Origin of the sequence: Lentzea miocenica (assembly GCF_033949945.1) — a bacterium.
Lineage (GTDB): Bacteria > Actinomycetota > Actinomycetes > Mycobacteriales > Pseudonocardiaceae > Lentzea > Lentzea miocenica.
Map to the genome: position 1 here is coordinate 51,267 of NZ_JAXAVW010000038.1, position 17,562 is coordinate 68,828.

17 protein-coding genes are annotated in these 17,562 nt (G+C 67.2%); 15 read left to right on the top strand and 2 right to left on the bottom strand.

The genetic code is table 11. From position 1 onward, the window contains the following. Positions 1 to 34: 34 nt before the first annotated feature. From SK803_RS36755 to SK803_RS36795, 9 genes are all read left to right on the top strand, one after another. Positions 35 to 799: an ATP-binding protein gene (locus tag SK803_RS36755; RefSeq protein ID WP_319970800.1), complete on the top strand. Its 765-nt coding sequence runs from the start codon at positions 35 to 37 to the stop codon at positions 797 to 799. 123 nt (positions 800 to 922) lie between these two features. Beyond that, positions 923 to 1,765 (top strand): helix-turn-helix domain-containing protein, encoded by an 843-nt coding sequence (locus SK803_RS36760; protein ID WP_319970801.1) that lies wholly within the window; start codon positions 923 to 925, stop codon positions 1,763 to 1,765. A gap of 38 nt (positions 1,766 to 1,803) precedes the next feature. Continuing rightward, positions 1,804 to 2,520: a DddA-like double-stranded DNA deaminase toxin gene (locus SK803_RS36765; RefSeq protein ID WP_319970802.1), complete on the top strand. Its 717-nt coding sequence runs from the start codon at positions 1,804 to 1,806 to the stop codon at positions 2,518 to 2,520. A 52-nt stretch (positions 2,521 to 2,572) separates the two neighbouring features. Beyond that, complete coding sequence (locus SK803_RS36770) at positions 2,573 to 3,013, top strand: Imm1 family immunity protein (protein WP_319970803.1); 441 nt, start codon at positions 2,573 to 2,575, stop codon at positions 3,011 to 3,013. An 84-nt stretch (positions 3,014 to 3,097) separates the two neighbouring features. Then, complete coding sequence (locus SK803_RS36775; protein ID WP_319970804.1) at positions 3,098 to 4,009, top strand: NHL repeat-containing protein; 912 nt, start codon at positions 3,098 to 3,100, stop codon at positions 4,007 to 4,009. A 223-nt stretch (positions 4,010 to 4,232) separates the two neighbouring features. Beyond that, positions 4,233 to 6,587: a sensor histidine kinase gene (locus SK803_RS36780; protein WP_319970805.1), complete on the top strand. Its 2,355-nt coding sequence runs from the start codon at positions 4,233 to 4,235 to the stop codon at positions 6,585 to 6,587. Continuing rightward, positions 6,584 to 7,018, top strand: a complete 435-nt coding sequence (locus SK803_RS36785) for a roadblock/LC7 domain-containing protein (protein WP_089913172.1) — start codon at positions 6,584 to 6,586, stop codon at positions 7,016 to 7,018. The genes SK803_RS36780 and SK803_RS36785 overlap by 4 nt, the downstream gene beginning before the upstream one ends. Next, positions 7,018 to 7,383 (top strand): DUF742 domain-containing protein, encoded by a 366-nt coding sequence (locus tag SK803_RS36790; RefSeq protein WP_319970806.1) that lies wholly within the window; start codon positions 7,018 to 7,020, stop codon positions 7,381 to 7,383. The genes SK803_RS36785 and SK803_RS36790 overlap by 1 nt, the downstream gene beginning before the upstream one ends. After that, complete coding sequence (locus SK803_RS36795; RefSeq protein ID WP_319970807.1) at positions 7,364 to 7,948, top strand: GTP-binding protein; 585 nt, start codon at positions 7,364 to 7,366, stop codon at positions 7,946 to 7,948. The genes SK803_RS36790 and SK803_RS36795 overlap by 20 nt, the downstream gene beginning before the upstream one ends. 134 nt (positions 7,949 to 8,082) lie before the next feature. Here SK803_RS36795 and SK803_RS36800 read toward each other — a convergent pair whose 3' ends face one another. Continuing rightward, the gene (locus SK803_RS36800; protein WP_319970808.1) at positions 8,083 to 8,946 is read right to left on the bottom strand and encodes a 3-hydroxybutyryl-CoA dehydrogenase; all 864 of its coding nucleotides are present in this window, start codon (positions 8,944 to 8,946) and stop codon (positions 8,083 to 8,085) included. 56 nt (positions 8,947 to 9,002) lie between these two features. Between SK803_RS36800 and SK803_RS36805 the strand changes: the two genes are divergently transcribed. Beyond that, a complete protein-coding gene (locus tag SK803_RS36805) occupies positions 9,003 to 11,012 on the top strand; it encodes an ATP-binding protein (RefSeq protein WP_319970809.1) in 2,010 nt (669 codons plus the stop codon). A 25-nt stretch (positions 11,013 to 11,037) separates the two neighbouring features. Here the strand turns inward: SK803_RS36805 and eat are convergent, their stop codons facing one another. Further along, positions 11,038 to 12,462 (bottom strand): ethanolamine permease, encoded by a 1,425-nt coding sequence (gene eat / locus SK803_RS36810; RefSeq protein WP_319970810.1) that lies wholly within the window; start codon positions 12,460 to 12,462, stop codon positions 11,038 to 11,040. A 112-nt stretch (positions 12,463 to 12,574) separates the two neighbouring features. On the opposite strand from eat, the gene SK803_RS36815 reads away from it, so the two are divergent. Genes SK803_RS36815 through SK803_RS36835 form a run of 5 tightly spaced genes read left to right on the top strand, consistent with a single transcriptional unit; the run spans position 12,575 to position 17,460 of the window. Next, complete coding sequence (locus SK803_RS36815) at positions 12,575 to 13,915, top strand: glutamine synthetase family protein (protein WP_319970811.1); 1,341 nt, start codon at positions 12,575 to 12,577, stop codon at positions 13,913 to 13,915. Then, positions 13,902 to 14,609 carry a gamma-glutamyl-gamma-aminobutyrate hydrolase family protein gene (locus tag SK803_RS36820; protein ID WP_319970812.1) on the top strand — a complete coding sequence of 236 codons (708 nt, stop codon included), beginning with the start codon at positions 13,902 to 13,904 and terminating at the stop codon, positions 14,607 to 14,609. The genes SK803_RS36815 and SK803_RS36820 overlap by 14 nt, the downstream gene beginning before the upstream one ends. After that, a complete protein-coding gene (locus tag SK803_RS36825; RefSeq protein ID WP_319970813.1) occupies positions 14,606 to 15,958 on the top strand; it encodes an aldehyde dehydrogenase family protein in 1,353 nt (450 codons plus the stop codon). The genes SK803_RS36820 and SK803_RS36825 overlap by 4 nt, the downstream gene beginning before the upstream one ends. Positions 15,959 to 15,989: 31 nt before the next feature. Then, positions 15,990 to 16,757, top strand: a complete 768-nt coding sequence (locus SK803_RS36830; RefSeq protein ID WP_319970814.1) for a 3-oxoacyl-ACP reductase — start codon at positions 15,990 to 15,992, stop codon at positions 16,755 to 16,757. Between the two features lie 4 nt (positions 16,758 to 16,761). Further along, positions 16,762 to 17,460 carry a FadR/GntR family transcriptional regulator gene (locus SK803_RS36835; protein WP_406601637.1) on the top strand — a complete coding sequence of 233 codons (699 nt, stop codon included), beginning with the start codon at positions 16,762 to 16,764 and terminating at the stop codon, positions 17,458 to 17,460. The last annotated feature ends 102 nt before the right edge of the window (positions 17,461 to 17,562 follow it).

Genomic DNA, 17,562 nt, shown 5'->3' on the forward strand with positions numbered 1-17,562 from the left:
CCCGTAACTTCAACGTGTTGGGGAGGTACGGGTGATGAGTGACGTTTTGACGGGCACCACAGGCACCGCGGGCACCGCCACAGGCGCGATTCGCTTCCGCGGCTGGAACGAGGTGCCTCCGCAGTTCCGGCCACCGCTGCCGCCGCGGCACTTCGTGGGCAGGGACGCCGAGCTGGCGGGCATCAGGGCCGGTGGGGTGACGGTGCTGAGCGGCCCCGGCGGGGTGGGGAAGACCGCGCTGGCGCTGAAGTGGTTGCAGGAACGGCGATCCGGCGACCAGCTGTACGTCGATCTGGCCACGCAGGATCTCGATCAGTTGTTGCGGGCGTTCCGGCTCACCGGCGTGGACGCCGACGACAGGCCGGCGGTGTTCCGCAGCCTCGTGATCAGACGGCAGTTCACTCTTCTGCTGGACAACGTGGACTCCGCCGACCAGGTGACGCGGCTGCTGCCCGCGTCCGGGACGGTGCTCGTGACCAGCCGGGTGAAGCTGAACCTCCCGCAGTCGCAGGAGATCGACGTCGAACCGCTCGCCGACGACGGGCGCATCGGGCAGCTGCTCGATCGGTCCTATGTGGAGCTTCCGGAACGGCAGGCGCGGCTCTACCGGCTGTGCGCGTGGCAGCCGGGCACGTTCGGCGTTCCGGCGGCGGCGGCGATCGCGGGGGAGTCCGACTGCGACGTCGAGGACGCGCTGGACGACCTGGTGGAGAAGTCGTTGCTGACCGAGGTCGGAGACGACGCGTTCAGGTTCCATGATCTCGTGCGTGCTCACGCGCGCACGAAGCGCTATCAATAGTAAATTGCACGCACGGTCGTTTAACGGCATAGGGTTCGGATAAACGAGGAAATCCGGTGCTAAAGGGTTGTCCACACCGGGTGGTCCCATTCGGGAATCCGAATTGGTCATATCCTTCGCGGTATGCCGAAGGATTTCCGGGCCACGACGCTCGAACGCGCCATCGGGCGGCAGCTGGCCGGGTGGCGCAACGAGCGCGAGCTCAGCCTCACCGAGGCCGGCCAGCGCGTGGGCTTCAGCAGCGCCAAGCTGTCCATGATGGAGAACGCGGTGCAGCCCTCGTCGCCCGTGGACGTCATGGCGCTCGGTTACGTCTACAAGGTGCCGACCCCGGAATGGCAAGCCGTGGTGCTGCGCGCGCAGCACGCGGAACAAGTCCGTACGCGCGCGCTCGGCACCGCGCTGAACTTCGATCCGGCCGCGGACTTCGTGAATCTGGTGTTCGAGGCGACGTTGTTGCGCGTGTTCACGACGGACCTCGTGCCGGCCGTCTTTCAACTCCCCGGCTACACCAACGCCGCGATGCAGGCCGACGACCCGGTCCGCATCGCCCGGTTCGCGATGGCGCGGGAGGCGTGGTCCAGCCGCCTGAAGGACAAGGACCCGCTGATCGTGCAGGCCGTGTTCCCGGAAGCCGTGCTGCGGCAGGTCGTCGGAGGGCCGCGGGTGATGAAGGCGCAGCTGCTGCACCTGATGGAGGTCAGCGAACATCCGACGGTGAGCGTGCGCGTCGTGCCGCGCGGTGCCGGGGCCTATCCGGCGATGGGGTCGCCGTTCACGTTGCTGGGCTTCCCGCACCGCCAGCACAACGACGTGGCGTACCTGGAGACGTTCGTCAAGGGCGAGTACGTCGAGGAACCGGGGCTGGTCGAGCAGTGCGCGCAGAGGTTCGCGGGCTCGCGGCAGCTGGCGCTGGACACCGGGGAGTCGCTGGAGCTCATCGCCGAGGCCGCCGCTGAGCTGTAGACATGTCGGATTGCCAGGAACGGGCGAGGTGTTGAGGTGTGGCTTCACTGGGAGAAGTCGGCGAGGGGCTCAACGCGGTGCTCGACAAGGCGGTGGAGGCCGGCGCCGCGCTTCGAACCGCCGCGGAGTGGGCAGAGGAAGCACGGGACCTGCTGAAGTCAGCCGCCGAAGGCAGCCTCCAAGCGGACGTCGAGACTGCGAGCGCGCAGTTCACGGATGCCATTGAGGGCATGGCAGAACTTCACCGTCACCTTGGGGCTGGAGTAGACGGAACTCAGAAGATCCTGCACAGCCTGGAGCTCGACAGGAGCACACCTACCAGCGCAGGAGGAGCTCGAACAGCGGCTCTGCCGCAGAGACCGTCACGAGAAAGGCCTCCTCAACCAGGTAGCCCCGAGCACGTCGACCAATTGCGCCGCGACCTTCCGCCGCCGGTGCAACCTCGATCGGGCCGGAAGACCCACGGCCGATGGTTCACGGACGCCGATTCGCTCGACACGCCCGCACGCGAGTTGATCAGCGGCCACGATGAGTGGTGGCAGGCTGCCGAGCAACATCTCCTCGACATGGGCATACCGGGCACGCCGGTAACGGCTGCGGATGTGGAGATCAAGATCGCGGTCCACATGGCGCGCAACGGCATCCAACACGCGACGGTGGTCCTGAACAACACTCCCTGCAGGGGGCGATTCGGATGTGACACGCTGCTTCCGGTCGTGCTTCCCGAGGGCAGCAGCCTGACGGTCCAGGAGTGACGCCAGACGGCCGGTTCATGACGAAGACCTACACAGGAGGGGCAGCAGCGTCGTGGAGCTAGAAATCTGGGGTGACGAGGGCACCGACGAACCGACGCTGGTCCGGACTTCCGCAGAGCTGGAGGCACTCCTCCTGAGGGTACGGGGAGTTGACTACCCGATCTTGCTCGAGGTTCTCGACGCCGCTTCCCCGAACCGGGTGATCTTGAACGTGGGACTGAACGGGGACCTTGGAGTGCTGCGGTACGCGGGCGGGAACCATCGCCGCGGCCTGTACAGCAGGAACCGGGAAACCGGGCCTTTGCAGGCTGAAATCGTCTTGTACTACTACATGAACAGCGACAACGAGTTTCCGGCAAGCGCCCAGTGCCCTGCTGATGCGGTGCTGCGAGCGTGCGTCGAGTTCATGGAGACCGGGGGAGAGCTGCCGACCGGCGTGGAGTGGCAGCAGTGGCCCGAGTTGGCAGGCCGGGGCGCCGCCGCTGAGCTGTAGACATGTCGGATTGCTGAGAAAACTCCGGTTCGGCCGCCACCTGGAGAAGGATCGAGGCGCACCCCAATCCGAGGAGGAGGCGGCATGTACCGCAGATTCGGTGTCCTGCTCGCGGCGGTTCTGGGCGTCACGCTCACCGCGGCCGCGCCGGCCACCGCAGACGGTTCGCAGCACGGTTCCCAGCAGTTCCCGACGGAGTTCTCCCTGCCCAACGGGTGGCAACCCGAAGGCATCGCGATCAGCGGCACCACGGCCTACTTCGGGTCGCGGGCCGACGGGTCGATCTACGCGGCGGACCTGCGCACCGGCAAGGGCAAGGTGCTCGCGAAGGGGCCGGGCACGCCATCGCTCGGCATGAAGGTCGACGGGCGCAAACGGCTGTGGGTCGCGGGTGGTGTCGGTGGCGACGGACGCGTCTACGACACCCGTACGGGCGTGTTGCTCGCGACGTTCAAGTTCGCGACCACGGACACGTTCGTCAACGACGTCGTGCTGACCGACAGGTCGGCGTGGTTCACCGACTCGCGCAAGGCGGTCCTGTACGAGGTGCCGCTGAACCTCAAGCCGCACCGGACCCTGGCGCTGACCGGCGACCTCGTCGTCACGCCCGGCGCGACGAACCTCAACGGCATCGTCACCGGGCTCGACGGCGGCCTGCTCGCCGTGCAGAGCAACACCGGGCTGCTGTTCCGAATCGATGCACGATCGGGCATGACCACAAGTGTTAATTTGCACGGTCAAACACTCACGAATGGTGACGGTCTGTTGCGTGAGGGGCGCCAGTTGTACGTGGTGCAAAACAGGCTGAACAAAGTCGCGCGCTACACCCTCAGTCGTGACGGCGCGACGCTTGCGGCGGAACGCACGGACGCGCGGTTCGACGTTCCTACGACGGTCGCCGCGTTCGGCAAACGCCTCTACCTGCCGAATGCCCGGTTCAGCACGCCGCCGACGCCGGAGACGACCTACACCGTCGTCGCGGTGGAGCGGCCGTAGAACGACCGCCAGAACTAGCCCGTACGGGGGTTCTTGCCTTGTGAGAACCCTCGTACCGGGTGTTGCTCCGCTCACTCGACTGGGTAGCCTGCCAACCGCGTACTGCGTGTGATCGCTGTCATTGGGTAACGATGATCGCTACTTGTAACCTAATTTCAGCCGAAGGAGTGACTCGGGTTACCCGCAGCGCTAGCCGTGGGACACAGGAGACCGTGAGAGCGCTGTGAACGAGAAGAGCGGTTACACACCGACCAACCCCCGGACCATTCGGTCGCGGCTGGCCGGTGTCGTGGTCGTTCCCAGCGTGGTGCTCCTGGTCATGTGGGCCGTTTTCTCCTCTTACACCCTTTTTGACGGTATCTACATGCGGTCGATCGCGTCGAGCGTCAAGGACGCCGCGATCCCGTCCGTCGAGGCGTTCGTCGGGCTGCAGAAGGAACGTCAGCTGAGCCTTGAGGTGCTGAGCAAGGCGGGCGGGGTGGACGCGGCCGCGCTGAAGCGGCAGCAGGACGCGACCGACGAGTCGGTCCGGAAGATGAAGGACGCGTTCGCCGAGCTCTCGGACAGCTCGCCGCAGGACATCGCCGACCGGATCAACGCCCTCAACTCGGTGTTGAACGAACTGCCGCAGCAGCGTTCGCAGGTCGCGTCGGGCGCGGCGAACCCGCAGGCGGTCTACGACTACTACAACAGCCTGCTCGACGCGGGCGTGGCGCTGTTCTCCCGCCAGGCGCGGCTCGTGCCGGACGCGGAGTCCGGCCAGGCGAACATCCAGGCCGTCACGATCTTCCAGGCCGCCGACTGGATGTCCCGCGGCACCACGATCGGCTCGCGCGGGTTGCTCAACGGCACGTTCACCCCGGCCGAGCGCGTTGAGTTCGTGCGGCTCGTGGGTGCCTATCACTCGAGCATCGACTCCACGATCCCGTTCGCCTTGGAGCAGCCGCGCGCGCAGTACGACGAGTTGCGCACGAGCTCGGAGTACCGGACGTTGCTCGACCTCGAAGGCCGGATCATCAACAACGACACGGCCGTCACCGACCAGCAGTGGCGTGCGGCGGCCGGTCCGGTGCACGACAAGCTCGTCGGGATCGCGGTCCGGCAGGTCGGGGACGCCGCCGACCTGGGCCTCGCCAAGGCCAACAGCCGGTTCACCGCCGTGCTGATCGGCAGCCTCATCGCGTTGCTCGCGGTCGTCGTCGGCATCGTGCTGGCGTTGCGCATCTCGAACCGGCTCGTGAGCAGGGCGCTGGTCACGCGGCTGGCGTCGTTGCGGGAGGACACGCTGCGGCTGGCGCAGGAACGGCTGCCGCACATCGTGGCGCGCCTGCGTGGCGGCGAGCAGGTGGACGTCCACCGCGACATGCCCCCGCTGGACTACGGCAACGACGAGATCGGCCAGGTCGCGGACGCGTTCAACACCGCCCAGTACACGGCGGTCGCGGCGGCGGTGAAGGAGACGCAGGCCCGTGAGGGTGTGAACCGGGTCTTCCTCGACATCGCGCACCGCAACCAGGGGCTCGTCCACCGGCAGCTCAAGATCCTCGACAAGCTGGAGCGGGAGGAGGAGCACCCCGACCAGCTCGATTCGCTCTTCCAGCTGGACCACCTGGCGACGCGGGCCCGCCGCAACGCGGAGAACCTGATCATCCTCGCCGGCGAGCAGCCGGGCAGGCAGTGGCGCAAGCCGGTGCGGCTGAGCGACGTCATCCGCTCCGCGGTCGCCGAGACCGAGCAGTACGTCCGGGTCAGGGTCAACCCGGTGCCGGACCGCGCGCTGGTCGGCGTGGCCGTCGCCGACACCATCCACCTGCTCGCGGAGCTCGTCGACAACGCGACGGCGTTCTCGTCGCCGCGGTCCGAGGTGATCGTCCACTCCAACGCCGTGCCGCACGGGATCGTGATCGAGATCGAGGACCACGGGCTCGGCATGACGCAGGAGGAGCGCCTCCAGGCCAACGCGAAGCTCTCCAACCCGCCGGACTTCGAGACCATGGCGTTTCGCGGGGAGTCCCGGCTGGGCCTGTTCGTCGTCGCCCGGCTCGCCGCGCGGCGGGGCATCAAGGTGGAGCTGCGCGACTCGCCCTACGGCGGCACGGTCGCGTTGTGCGTGCTGCCGCCGAACATCGTCGCCCCGCACAGCGCCGCCGGCGACATCACCGAGACCACGCAGATGCCGGTGCGGTCGTTCCACGACCACCACCACGGCCACGTCGAGGAACACCCGAGCTTCCCGGTGACCGTGACGCCCGAGGTGCACGAGGCGTTGCACGCCGGGCTGACCGCGATGGTGAACTCGACGCCGCCCCCAGACGTTTCCGCAACAAACGCATCGGTGGACGAACCAACCCCCGCGGCACCTCCGCCGGACGGGAAGACACCCCTTCCCCGCAGGAAGAAGCGGCAGAACCTCGCGCCGCAGCTCATGCAGTCCTCTGAGGAGCCACCGCCCGTCGATCCGATGAGCAGCGACAGGTCAGCAGAGCGGACCCGAGACGGGCTCGCCGCGTTCCAGCGCGGCACCCGTGACGCTCGGCTGACCGACGACTGGAGATCAGAAGGAGCCCCCTCGTCATGAAGGACAACACCAGCCAGCACGGCGAACTGAACTGGTTGCTGGAGGACCTGATCCAGCGCGTGGTCGGCGCCCGTCACGCGGTCGTGCTGTCGGCGGACGGACTTCTGCTGGGCCGTTCGGCAGGGCTGTCGCGCGACGACTCCGAGCACCTGTCCGCGATGGCGTCGGCGTTCCAGTCGCTCGCCCGCGGCACGGGCCGGCACTTCGGCGGCGGCGCGGTGCGGCAGACCATCGTCGAGATGGAGCACGCCTACCTGTTCGTCACGGCGGCCGGCCACGGAGCGTGCCTCGCGGTGCTGGGCGAGGAGGACGCCGACATGGGCATGATCGCCTACGAGATGAACATGCTGGTCAAGCGGGTCGGCACCTACCTCTCGTCGGCCCCGCGCGCAGAGACCGCGACCGTCCCCTCGGCGCGTGAGTCGCGCTGATGACCGCGCGGGAGGACTGGTGGTACGACGAGGCCGCGGGGCCTCTCGTGCGGCCGTACGCCATGGTGCGCGGCCGCACCCGGCCGAACGCGCCTGATCTGCACCTGGTGACGCAGGTCCGTGCCTCCTCGTTTGCGTCCGACCAGACGTCGCTGACGGTCGAACATCGCGAGATCATGGCCCTGTGCGCACGCCCGCTGTCGGTGGCCGAGGTCGCCGCCTACCTCGACGTCCCCCTCATCGTCGTGAAGGTCCTGCTGTCGGACCTGATCGAACGCGGTGACGTGATCGTGCAGAACTCCTCCCCCCAGATTCCCGACCGGAATCTCCTGCAGGCCGTACTGGATGGTGTTCGTGGGATCTGACGTCCAGCTGACCGTGCCGACCGCGGTCAAGATCGTCATCGCGGGCGGCTTCGGCACCGGCAAGACCACCATGGTCGCGTCGGTGTCCGAGATCCCGCCGCTGCGGACCGAGGAACTGCTCACCGAGGCCGGCGTGCACGTCGACGACCTCGCCGGGATCGAGGGCAAGGACACGACGACCGTCGCCCTGGACTTCGGGCGCATCACCATCAACACGACGGTCGTGCTGTACCTGTTCGGCACGCCGGGCCAGAACCGGTTCTGGTTCATGTGGGACGAGCTCGCGACCGGTGCGATCGGCGCGATCGTGCTGGTGGACACGCGGCGGCTGGACTCGTCGTTCCCCTCGATCGACTTCTTCGAGCACCGCGGGATTCCGTTCGTCGTCGCCGTGAACTGCTTCGACGGGTCGCAGCTGTACACGGTGGACGAGGTCCGGCACGCGCTCGACATCGACGAGGCGATTCCGGTGGTGCTGTGCGACGCGCGGGACCGGGAGTCCTCGAAGACCGTGCTGGTCGGACTGATCCAGCACTCGATGAACCGGCTGGAAGCCGCTGTCTAGCCTCGCGCGTCGTCGGCTTCTGGCGTCTGCAAGTACCACCAACTCAAGATCATCGAGCGTATTTCTACTGCCAACTGGTGCTGCGGTCAGGGAGCGAAAAGGCCCGCTCCGTAGAGCGGGCCTTTCGCGTCAGATCACTTGGCGTAGTTGTGGAATCCGCGGCCGGACTTCTTGCCCAGCAGGCCCGCGTCCACCATCCGCAGCAGCAACGGCGGCGGCGAGTACAGCGGCTCCTTGAACTCGTCGTACATCGACTCGGCGATCGCCTTCGTGGTGTCGAGGCCGATCAGGTCCGTCAGGCGCAGCGGGCCCATGGGGTGCGCGCAGCCGAGCACCATGCCGTTGTCGATGTCGTCGGCCGAGGCGAAGCCGGACTCGAGCATGCGGATCGAGGACAGCAGGTAGGGGATCAGCAGCGCGTTGACCACGAAGCCGGCGCGGTCCTGCGAGCGGATGACCTCCTTGTGGAGGGTGGCGCGCACGAACGCTTCGGCGCGGACCTGGGTGGTGGCGCCGGTCAGCAGGGACGGCACGATCTCCACGAGCTTCAGCACGGGCACCGGGTTGAAGAAGTGCACGCCGATGACCTGCTCGGGGCGCTGGGTCGCCATGCCCAGCTTCATGATCGGGATGGATGACGTGTTGGACGCGAAGATGGCGTCCTCGTCCTTCACGACCTTGTCGAGCGCGGTGAAGACATCGGTCTTGATCTGCTCGTTCTCGGCGACCGCCTCGACCACGAACTGCCGGTCGGCGAACTCGCCGATGTCGGTGGTGAACCGGATGCGGCCCAGTGCGGCCTCGCGGTCGGATTCACTCAGCTTGCCCGACTTGACGCCCCTGGCCAGCGATGAGGCGATCCGCCCCTGCGCTGCGGCGGCCGCGTCCACGTTGACCTCGGCGACGATGACGTCGAGGCCGGCGCGGGCGCTCACCTCGGCGATTCCGGAACCCATGAGGCCGGAACCGACGACTCCCACTCGTTGAATGTCACTCACAGGCCCGATCCTGCCATGAGGTGCTCGATCCCAGGTGGTGCTGCCATACTCCCTCGGTGTCCAAGCAGACCAACCATGCGCACGGCACAGTTTTCGGCAAGGTCGTGCAGGCCGGTACGATCGCGCTGAACGTGGACACACCACCCATGACCGCGTCGAAAGGCTTACCACGGGAGCCTTTGTGCGTTGGCCGCGATGACCAGGTGACGGCACTGCTCGACGTGCTTCGTCCGGGCTCATCGATCGCCGTCGCGGCCGTGGACGGTATGGCGGGGATCGGTAAGACAACGCTCGTCACGTACGTGGCCTGGCAGGTCCGGGGGCAGTTCCCCGGCGGCTTCCTGATGATCGACATGCAGGGGTACGACGACGAGAACCTGCAGCTCACGGTTGCGCAGGCGCTCGACACTTTGCTGGTGTCCGCCGGTGTGCCGGTCAAGCACATCCCGCCGAGTGTTCAGGGTCGCGTGAGTCTGTGGCAGACGGTGCTCGCCGAGAGGCCGCCGACGCTGCTGATCGTCGACAACGTCTCGTCGGCGTCCAGGCTGCAGCAGTTGATACCGGGCAACCCGGCTCACCGCTTGCTGGTGACGAGCCGGCACAGGCTCACGGAGCTGGAGGGTGCAAAGCACATCACCGTGCCTGTGCTGCCCGATGACGCCTGCATCCAGCTGCTCCGGCACTGGCTCAGCGTGGAGCTGGACGCTGCTCGTCTCCGCGAGACGGGTACAGACACGCTCGTTGAGCTGTGCGGCGGTTTGCCGCTCGCGCTGTGGATCGTCACCGCGTGGCTCAAGGGCGATCCGGTTCGGACGATCGGCGATGTCGTCGCTTCGATGCAGGACGAACGAACTCGCCTCGCCGAACTGGACCTGAACGCACGCTCCGTGCGGGCGGCCTTCGCTCACTCCTACAAGCAGCTCAGCGCCGACGAACAACGGGCGTTCCGCCTGCTGGGGGTGAATCGAGGGCCGGACCTGAGCCTGAGAACGGCGGCACACCTCTTCGGGACCGGGGAACGTGAAGCTCGTCGGGTCCTTCAAAAGCTGCAACTGGCCTCGTTGATCGAGCATCGGCAGCGCGGCCGGTGGGTGATGCACGACCTGCTGCGCCTGTTCGCCAGAGAGCTCGCGGACGACGATCAGCTGTGTCGGGTGGCAGCTCGGCGACTGACCCGTCACTACCTCGAAGGCGTTCGGAACGCAGTGGAGTGGTTCGATCCGGCGGGCACACCTTGCGAGAGGTTCGCGGACGAGCAGAGCGCACTGATGTGGATGGACGACGAGTGGCCGAATCTCGTGGCCATGTTCGCCGCCACAACCTGCCAGCTCAAACGCGATCTGGCCGCGGCCATGAAGCCGTACCTCCTGCTGAGAAGACCCGGCGACTGGAGCGACGTGGCGCGCGCTGCGGTTGACGCTTGCATCTCCCTCAAGGACGCCGACGGTGAGGCACGAGCACGCGTGTCGCTCGGCAGCGCCTACCGCGCAGCGGGTGAGCCTGAGAAGGCGGTGCCGCAACATGTGATGGCTCTGGCTCATGCGCGAAAAGTCGGTGACCTGAACCTGGAGTGCACCGCGTTGCTCAACCTGGGCAACGCGCACCAGCTGCTGGGCAACCTGCACGAAGCGATCGAACTGTACGAGCTGGCATTGCCGATCCGTGGCAAGCTCGGTGACGAGCTGGGAAAGCAGCGCGTGTTGATCAACATGGCTGCGGCGCATCGCGGACTCGGCGATCCAGCCAAAGCGATTGCGATCCTGAAGCCGCTCGTCGGGAAGGCGAATTTCATCGACCCCTCCGCCGGGATCGTCGCCGACGTTCAGCTCGGGCACGCCCGTCGTGAGATCGGTGAGCTGCGCAAGGCCAAACGGCAGTACCGCAGCGCGTTGAGGGCGTGCCACAGACTCAAAGACGTACGCGGCGCGGCCGTGGTGATGAGCTTTCTGTCGATGATGGCGAACTCGCAAGTCGTGCCGGCCGCGGCACAGATCGGTGTGGCCGAGTTGGCCATTGTTGCGGGTGCGGATTCCATGAAGTGGGGCAGCACACGGCACAGCTTCTGAGGCTGTGCCGTGTACTGGAGCTCGGTCAGTCGAGCTCGGCCTCCGCCTTCGCGATCGCCGCGAACTCCTCCTCCGGAGCGTTCGCGACCAGGTGATGACGGCTGTAGAACCAGTAGTAGGCAACGGCGATCAACACGATCCCCGCAGTCACCGCAGCAGCGATCTCGTCGACGAAGAACGTCGCGATGACCGCAGCAACGGCCAACACCAAAGCCACGCTCGTGGTGACGACACCGCCAGGGGTGCGGTACGGCCGAGGCAGATCCGGCGCGGTCTTACGCAGGACGATGTGCGACACCATCATCAGCACGTAGGACAGAGCAGCGCCGAACACCGCGATGTTGATGAGCCGTGCGCCGCCCGTCACCGGGTCGACCGTCTTCATGATCGTGGCCAGGGCGAACCCGATCGTGCCCGGCACGATCAGGGCCAGGTACGGCGTCTTGCGCTTGCCGGTCTTGGACAGCCAGCGCGGCAGATACCCGGCGCGGGACAGGGCGAACAGCTGCCGCGAGTAGGCGTAGATGATCGAGAAGAACGACGCCACCAGGCCTGCCAGGCCGACGTAGTTCACCAGCTGCGCCAGGAAGGTGTCGCCGCCGTAGGCCGCGCGGACCGCCTCTGGCAACGGGTTTCCCGACGCCTCCAGGACCTTGGAGCCCGCACCACCCGGTGCCACCAGCAGGATGGCCGCGGCGAACACCAGCAGCACCACCATCGCGCCGATGATGCCCCGCGGCATGTCGCGCTTCGGGTCCCTGGCTTCCTCCGCGGCCAGCGGCACGCCTTCGACCGCGAGGAAGAACCAGATCGCGAACACGATCGCGCCCCATGCACCAGTGACGCCCATCGGCAGGAACGAGCCGTCGCCGATGTCGAAGAGCTTGCTGGAATCGAACTTCGGGATCATGCCCGCCACGAACGCGACCAGGGCGACGACCGCGACGCCGGTGATCACGAACATGACCCGCAACGCCTCGCCGACGCCGTACAGGTGAATGCCGACGAAGACGATGTAGCACGCCAGGTACACCGGCCATGTCGCGTCGAGCAGACCCAGAGCCTTGATGTAGTCGCCGATGAAAACCGAGATCGCCGCGGGTGCGATGGCGTACTCGATCAGAATGGCGATACCTGTTGCGTACCCGCCCAACGGGCCGAGCGCGCGCCTCGCGAATCCGTAGCCGGCACCCGCAACGGGCAGTGCGGAGGCCAGTTCGGCGAGACCGAACACCATGCACGTGTACATCGTCGCCATCAGGATCGTGGCGACCAGCATGCCGCCCCAGCCACCTTGGGCGAGGCCGAAGTTCCACCCGGCGAAGTCGCCGGAGATCACGTACGAGACACCCAGCCCGGCCAGCAGGACCCACCCTGCCGCACCACGTTTGAGCTGACGATGCTCCAGGTAGTCGCTGCTCACCTTCTCGTACTCGACGTGCTTGGCCATATGGACTCCTACTAGTCCTTTAAACCGGTGGTTGAGGGTGGCGCTCGGCACCTGGTGGTGTCAAGATGGTCCCGCCAATGGCTCGCAGGCATACCTTTGGAGGAACGCCGAGATGCTGACCGTCGAGGAATTGCGCGAGGCCGTGGACACCGGTGAGATCGACACCGTGCTGGTCGCGATCGTGGACATGCAGGGCCGCCTGCAGGGCAAGCGGTGTGCCGCGCAGTACTTCCTCGACGAGGTTCTCGGCCACTCCGCGGAGGGCTGCAACTACCTGCTCGCCGTCGACGTCGAGATGAACCCGGTCAGCGGCTTCGAGATGTCCAGCTGGGACCGCGGGTACGGCGACTTCGTGATGAAGCCGGACGTCGCGACGCTGCGCCGGGTGCCGTGGCAGGAGGGCACCGCGCTCGTCATGTGCGATCTCGTCTGGGAGAACGGCGATCCCGTCGTCGCCTCGCCGCGGCAGATCCTGCGCAAGCAGCTCGACCGGCTGGCCGCGCTCGGGCTGGAGTGCTACGTCGGCACCGAGCTCGAGTTCATCGTTTTCGACGACACGTTCGAGCAGGCCTGGAACGCCGGGTACCGCAACCTCACGCCGTCGAACCAGTACAACGTCGACTACTCGTTGCTCGGCACCGCGCGTGTTGAGCCGTTGCTGCGGGCCATTCGCAACGGCATGACGGGCGCGGGCATGGTCGTCGAGTCGGCCAAGGGCGAGTGCAACCCCGGCCAGCACGAGATCGCGTTCCGGTACACGACGGCGCTGCGGACGTGCGACCAGCACGCGATCTACAAGAACGGCTCCAAGGAGATCGCCTCACAGCAGGGCAAGTCGCTCACGTTCATGGCGAAGTACAACGAACGCGAGGGCAACTCCTGCCACATCCACCTGTCGTTGCGCTCCAAGGACGGCGAGCCCGTGTTCGCCGAGGGCCACGGCATGTCGGAGATGATGAAGCACTTCCTCGCCGGCCAGCTCGCGGCCCTGCGCGAGTTCACCTACTTCCTCGCGCCGAACATCAACTCCTACAAGCGTTTCGTGAAGGGCTCGTTCGCACCGACCGCGGTGGCGTGGGGCCGGGACAACCGCACGTGCGCGCTGCGGGTCGTCGGCCACGGGCAGTCGCTGCGGTTCGAGAACCGGGTGCCCGGCGGCGACGTGAACCCGTACCTCGCGGTGGCGGCGTTGATCGCGGCCGGCCTGCACGGCGTCGAGCAGAAGCTGGAGCTGGAGGACGAGTTCGTCGGCAACGCCTACGCCTCGGACCGGCCGACCGTGCCGACCACGCTCAAGGAGGCGGCGGATCTCTTCGCGGCCAGCGAGATCGCGCGGGAGGCGTTCGGCAAGGAGGTCGTCGACCACTACCTGAACGCGGCGAGGGTCGAGCTCGAAGCGTTCGAGGCGGCGGTCACGGACTGGGAGAAGGTACGCGGGTTTGAGCGCCTCTAAGCCACTCATCGGCATCAGCACGTACCTGGAGCGCACGCGCTTCGGGCACTGGGACGTGGAAGCCGCGGTGCTCTACCGCGGTTACCTCGACTGCGTGGTGCAGGCGGGCGGCAACCCGGTCATGCTGCCGCCGGTCGGCACCTGGACCGCCGAGAGCATCGCGTTCCTGGACGGACTGGTGATCGCGGGCGGCGCGGACATCGACCCCGCCGCCTACGGTGCCGACAAGCACGAGATGACCGGCGAACCGCGCCGCGACCGCGACGACGCCGAGTTCGCCCTGGTGGACGCCGCGCTCAAGCTCGACCTGCCGGTGCTCGGCGTGTGCCGCGGCATGCAGGTGCTCAACGTGGCGCTGGGCGGCACGTTGCACCAGCACATCGAGGGCCACAACCCCGCGCCGGGCGTCTTCGGGCACACCGACATCGAGGTCGTCGGAGACTCCCGGCTGCACGACGTTCTCGGCGACGCGACGACCGTGCAGTGCCATCACCACCAGTCGCTGGACCGCGTCGCGGACGGCCTGCGGGTCACCGCGAAGGCGCCCGACGGGACGGTCGAAGCCGTTGAGCTGGAAGGCGCGCGGTTCGTCGTCGGCGTGCAGTCGCACCCGGAGCAGGACATCGAGGACCTGAGGCTGTTCGAGGCTCTCGTCGAGGTTGCCCAACAGAGCGCCGTGAGGAGAAACGAGTGACGTTCGACGTCATCAACCCCGCCACGGAGAAGGTCGTGCGGTCTGTGCCGCACACCTCTCTCGAAGAGACGGACGCGGCGATCGTCCGGGCGCAGAAGGCGTTCGAGAGCTGGAGGAACGTCGCCCCCGGCGATCGCGGCCGGCTGCTGCGGAGGTTCGCCGAGCTGGTCGACGCGCACAACGAGGAACTGGCCCAGCTGGAGGTCGAGAACTCCGGGCACACCATCGGCAACGCGCGCTGGGAGGCGGGCAACGTCCGGGACGTGCTGCAGTACTACTCGGCCGCGCCGGAACGGTTGTTCGGCAAGCAGATCCCGGTTCCCGGCGGGCTGAACGTCACGTTCCACGAACCGCTCGGCGTCGTCGGTGTGATCGTGCCGTGGAACTTCCCGATGCCGATCGCCGGCTGGGGGTTCGCGCCCGCGCTGGCCGCCGGCAACACGGTGGTGCTGAAGCCCGCCGAGGTGACGCCGCTGACCGCGATCCGCCTCGGCGAGCTCGCGCTGGAGGCAGGGCTGCCGGAGGGCGTGTTCCAGGTGCTGCCGGGCAAGGGCAGCGTCGTCGGCCACCGGTTCGTCACGCATCCGTTGGTGCGCAAGGTCGTTTTCACCGGCTCGACCGAGGTCGGCAAGCAGATCATGGCCGGCTGCGCGGACCAGGTGAAGCGGGTGACCCTGGAGCTCGGCGGCAAGTCGGCCAACGTCGTCTTCGCGGACTCAGACCTGGAGAAGGCGGCCGCGACGGCGCCGTACGGCGTGTTCGACAACGCCGGGCAGGACTGCTGCGCCCGATCGCGAATCCTCGTGCAGGCGAGCGTATACGACCGGTTCATGGAACTGCTGGAGCCCGCGGTCAAGGGCGTGAAGGTCGGCGAGCCCGGCGACGAGGCGACCGAGATGGGGCCGCTCATCACCGCGGCGCACCTCGGCAAGGTCGCGTCTTACGTACCAGACGACGCCCCTGTCGCGTTCCGGGGAAGCGCGCCGGACGGACCGGGATTCTGGTTCCCGCCGACGGTTCTCACTCCTGAACCCGGCGACCGGACGGTCACCGAGGAGATCTTCGGACCGGTCGTCGTGGTGCTGCCGTTCACCGACGAGGCCGACGCGATCAGGATCGCGAACGACTCCGAGTACGGCCTGTCCGGTTCGATCTGGACGAACGACGTCGGCCGCGCGATCCGCGTCTCGCGGGCGATCGAGGCCGGAAACCTGTCTGTCAACTCACATTCGTCCGTTCGCTACTGGACGCCGTTCGGTGGCGTGAAGCAGTCGGGTCTCGGCCGGGAACTCGGTCCGGACGCGCTGGACTCCTTCACCGACGTCAAGAACGTCTTCATCGCTACCTGATTCCGGGCAAACCTGAGCAAGGAGAACAGAGATGGTGCAGCGACTCGAGGGCCGCGTGGCCGTCGTGACGGGTGGCGGCAGCGGCATCGGACTCGCAACCGTGCGCAGATTTGCGAGCGAGGGCGCGAAGGTCGTCGTCGCCGATCTCGACCCGGCGACGGGCAAGGCGGCCGCGGACGAGGTCAGCGGACTGTTCGTCCAGGTCGACGTGACCGACGAGGAACAGGTCAAAGCGCTGTTCCAGACCACTGTGGACACTTACGGCAAGCTGGACATCGCGTTCAACAACGCCGGTATCTCGCCGCCCGACGACGACTCGATCCTGACGACAGGCATCGAGGCGTGGGAGCGCGTGCAGAAGGTGAACCTCACGTCGGTTTATTTGTGTTGCAAGTACGCCTTGCCGCACATGCAGGCCAACGGCAAGGGCTCGATCATCAACACCGCGTCGTTCGTCGCGACGATGGGTGCGGCGACGTCGCAGATCTCCTACACGGCGTCGAAGGGCGGCGTGCTGGCGATGTCGCGTGAGCTCGGTGTGCAGTTCGCACGCGAGGGCATTCGCGTCAACGCGTTGTCTCCCGGGCCGGTCAACACCCCGCTGTTGCGGGAACTGTTCGCGAAGGACCCGGAGCGGGCCGCACGGCGTCTCGTGCACGTACCGCTCGGCAGGTTCGCCGAACCCGAGGAAATCGCCGCCGCGGTCGCGTTTCTGGCGTCCGACGACTCGTCGTTCATGACGGCGTCGAACTTCCTCGTGGACGGCGGCATCGCCGGCGCGTACGTGACACCGCTCTAACGACATGATGGAACACGCGCAGGAGGCGTTGTTCCGCCCAGTGCGGGCGGGCAACGCCTTCGAGGAGACCGTCGAACGGCTCATGCAGGCCATCCGGCTCGGCGTCGTCGCGCCGGGCGAACGGCTGCCGTCCGAACGGGAACTGGCCACCCGGCTCGGCGTGAGCCGGGTGACCGTGCGCGAAGCCATCAGGTCGCTGCAGGAGAACCACTACGTCGAGTCCCGAAGGGGACGGTACGGCGGCACGTTCGTCAACGCCGTGATCCCGAAGCCCGCTCCCGGCAAGGAGTTCGGCGACATCCACGACGCGCTGACGTTGCGGAAGGTCCTGGAGACGGGCGCCGCGGAAACGGCGGCTGGCCGTTCGCTCGGGCCCGCCGAACGACGCGGGCTGCGGGCCCGGCTGGAAGAGGCCTCTACGGCGTCGCTGGGGGAGTACCGGCGCAAGGACTCCCGGCTGCACCTCGCGATCGCCGAGGCCACCGGGTCGGCGTCGCTCACCGCGGCCGTCGCCGAGTCGCGGATGCGCGCCAACGAGCTGCTGGACGGCATCCCGCTGCTCGAACCCAACCTCGCCCACTCCAACGCCCAGCACGAGCGCATCATCGCCTCCATTTTGGACGGAGACCCGGTCTCGGCGCGCCAGGCGATGGCCGAGCACCTCGACGGAACGGCGTCGCTGCTGCGTGGCTTCTTGGTCTGACCGGTCAGACTCCCGCGAACGCACCAGTGGGACGGAGCGCTGCCGGGGAGGAGTGGCGTGAAAACGTTTACAGTTCCAAATGTCCCGTTGTCATGCGAATTC

What these genes read in the sequence shown, in the direction of transcription:
- SK803_RS36795 (WP_319970807.1), top strand. Translation starts at nt 7,364, where the DNA reads ATGGTGTTCGTGGGATCTGACGTCCAGCTGACCGTGCCGACCGCGGTC.
- SK803_RS36835 (WP_406601637.1), top strand. Translation starts at nt 16,762, where the DNA reads ATGATGGAACACGCGCAGGAGGCGTTGTTCCGCCCAGTGCGGGCGGGC.
- eat (WP_319970810.1), bottom strand. Translation starts at nt 12,462, where the DNA reads ATGGCCAAGCACGTCGAGTACGAGAAGGTGAGCAGCGACTACCTGGAG.
- SK803_RS36785 (WP_089913172.1), top strand. Translation starts at nt 6,584, where the DNA reads ATGAAGGACAACACCAGCCAGCACGGCGAACTGAACTGGTTGCTGGAG.
- SK803_RS36815 (WP_319970811.1), top strand. Translation starts at nt 12,575, where the DNA reads ATGCTGACCGTCGAGGAATTGCGCGAGGCCGTGGACACCGGTGAGATC.
- SK803_RS36790 (WP_319970806.1), top strand. Translation starts at nt 7,018, where the DNA reads ATGACCGCGCGGGAGGACTGGTGGTACGACGAGGCCGCGGGGCCTCTC.
- SK803_RS36775 (WP_319970804.1), top strand. Translation starts at nt 3,098, where the DNA reads ATGTACCGCAGATTCGGTGTCCTGCTCGCGGCGGTTCTGGGCGTCACG.
- SK803_RS36755 (WP_319970800.1), top strand. Translation starts at nt 35, where the DNA reads ATGAGTGACGTTTTGACGGGCACCACAGGCACCGCGGGCACCGCCACA.
- SK803_RS36760 (WP_319970801.1), top strand. Translation starts at nt 923, where the DNA reads ATGCCGAAGGATTTCCGGGCCACGACGCTCGAACGCGCCATCGGGCGG.
- SK803_RS36830 (WP_319970814.1), top strand. Translation starts at nt 15,990, where the DNA reads ATGGTGCAGCGACTCGAGGGCCGCGTGGCCGTCGTGACGGGTGGCGGC.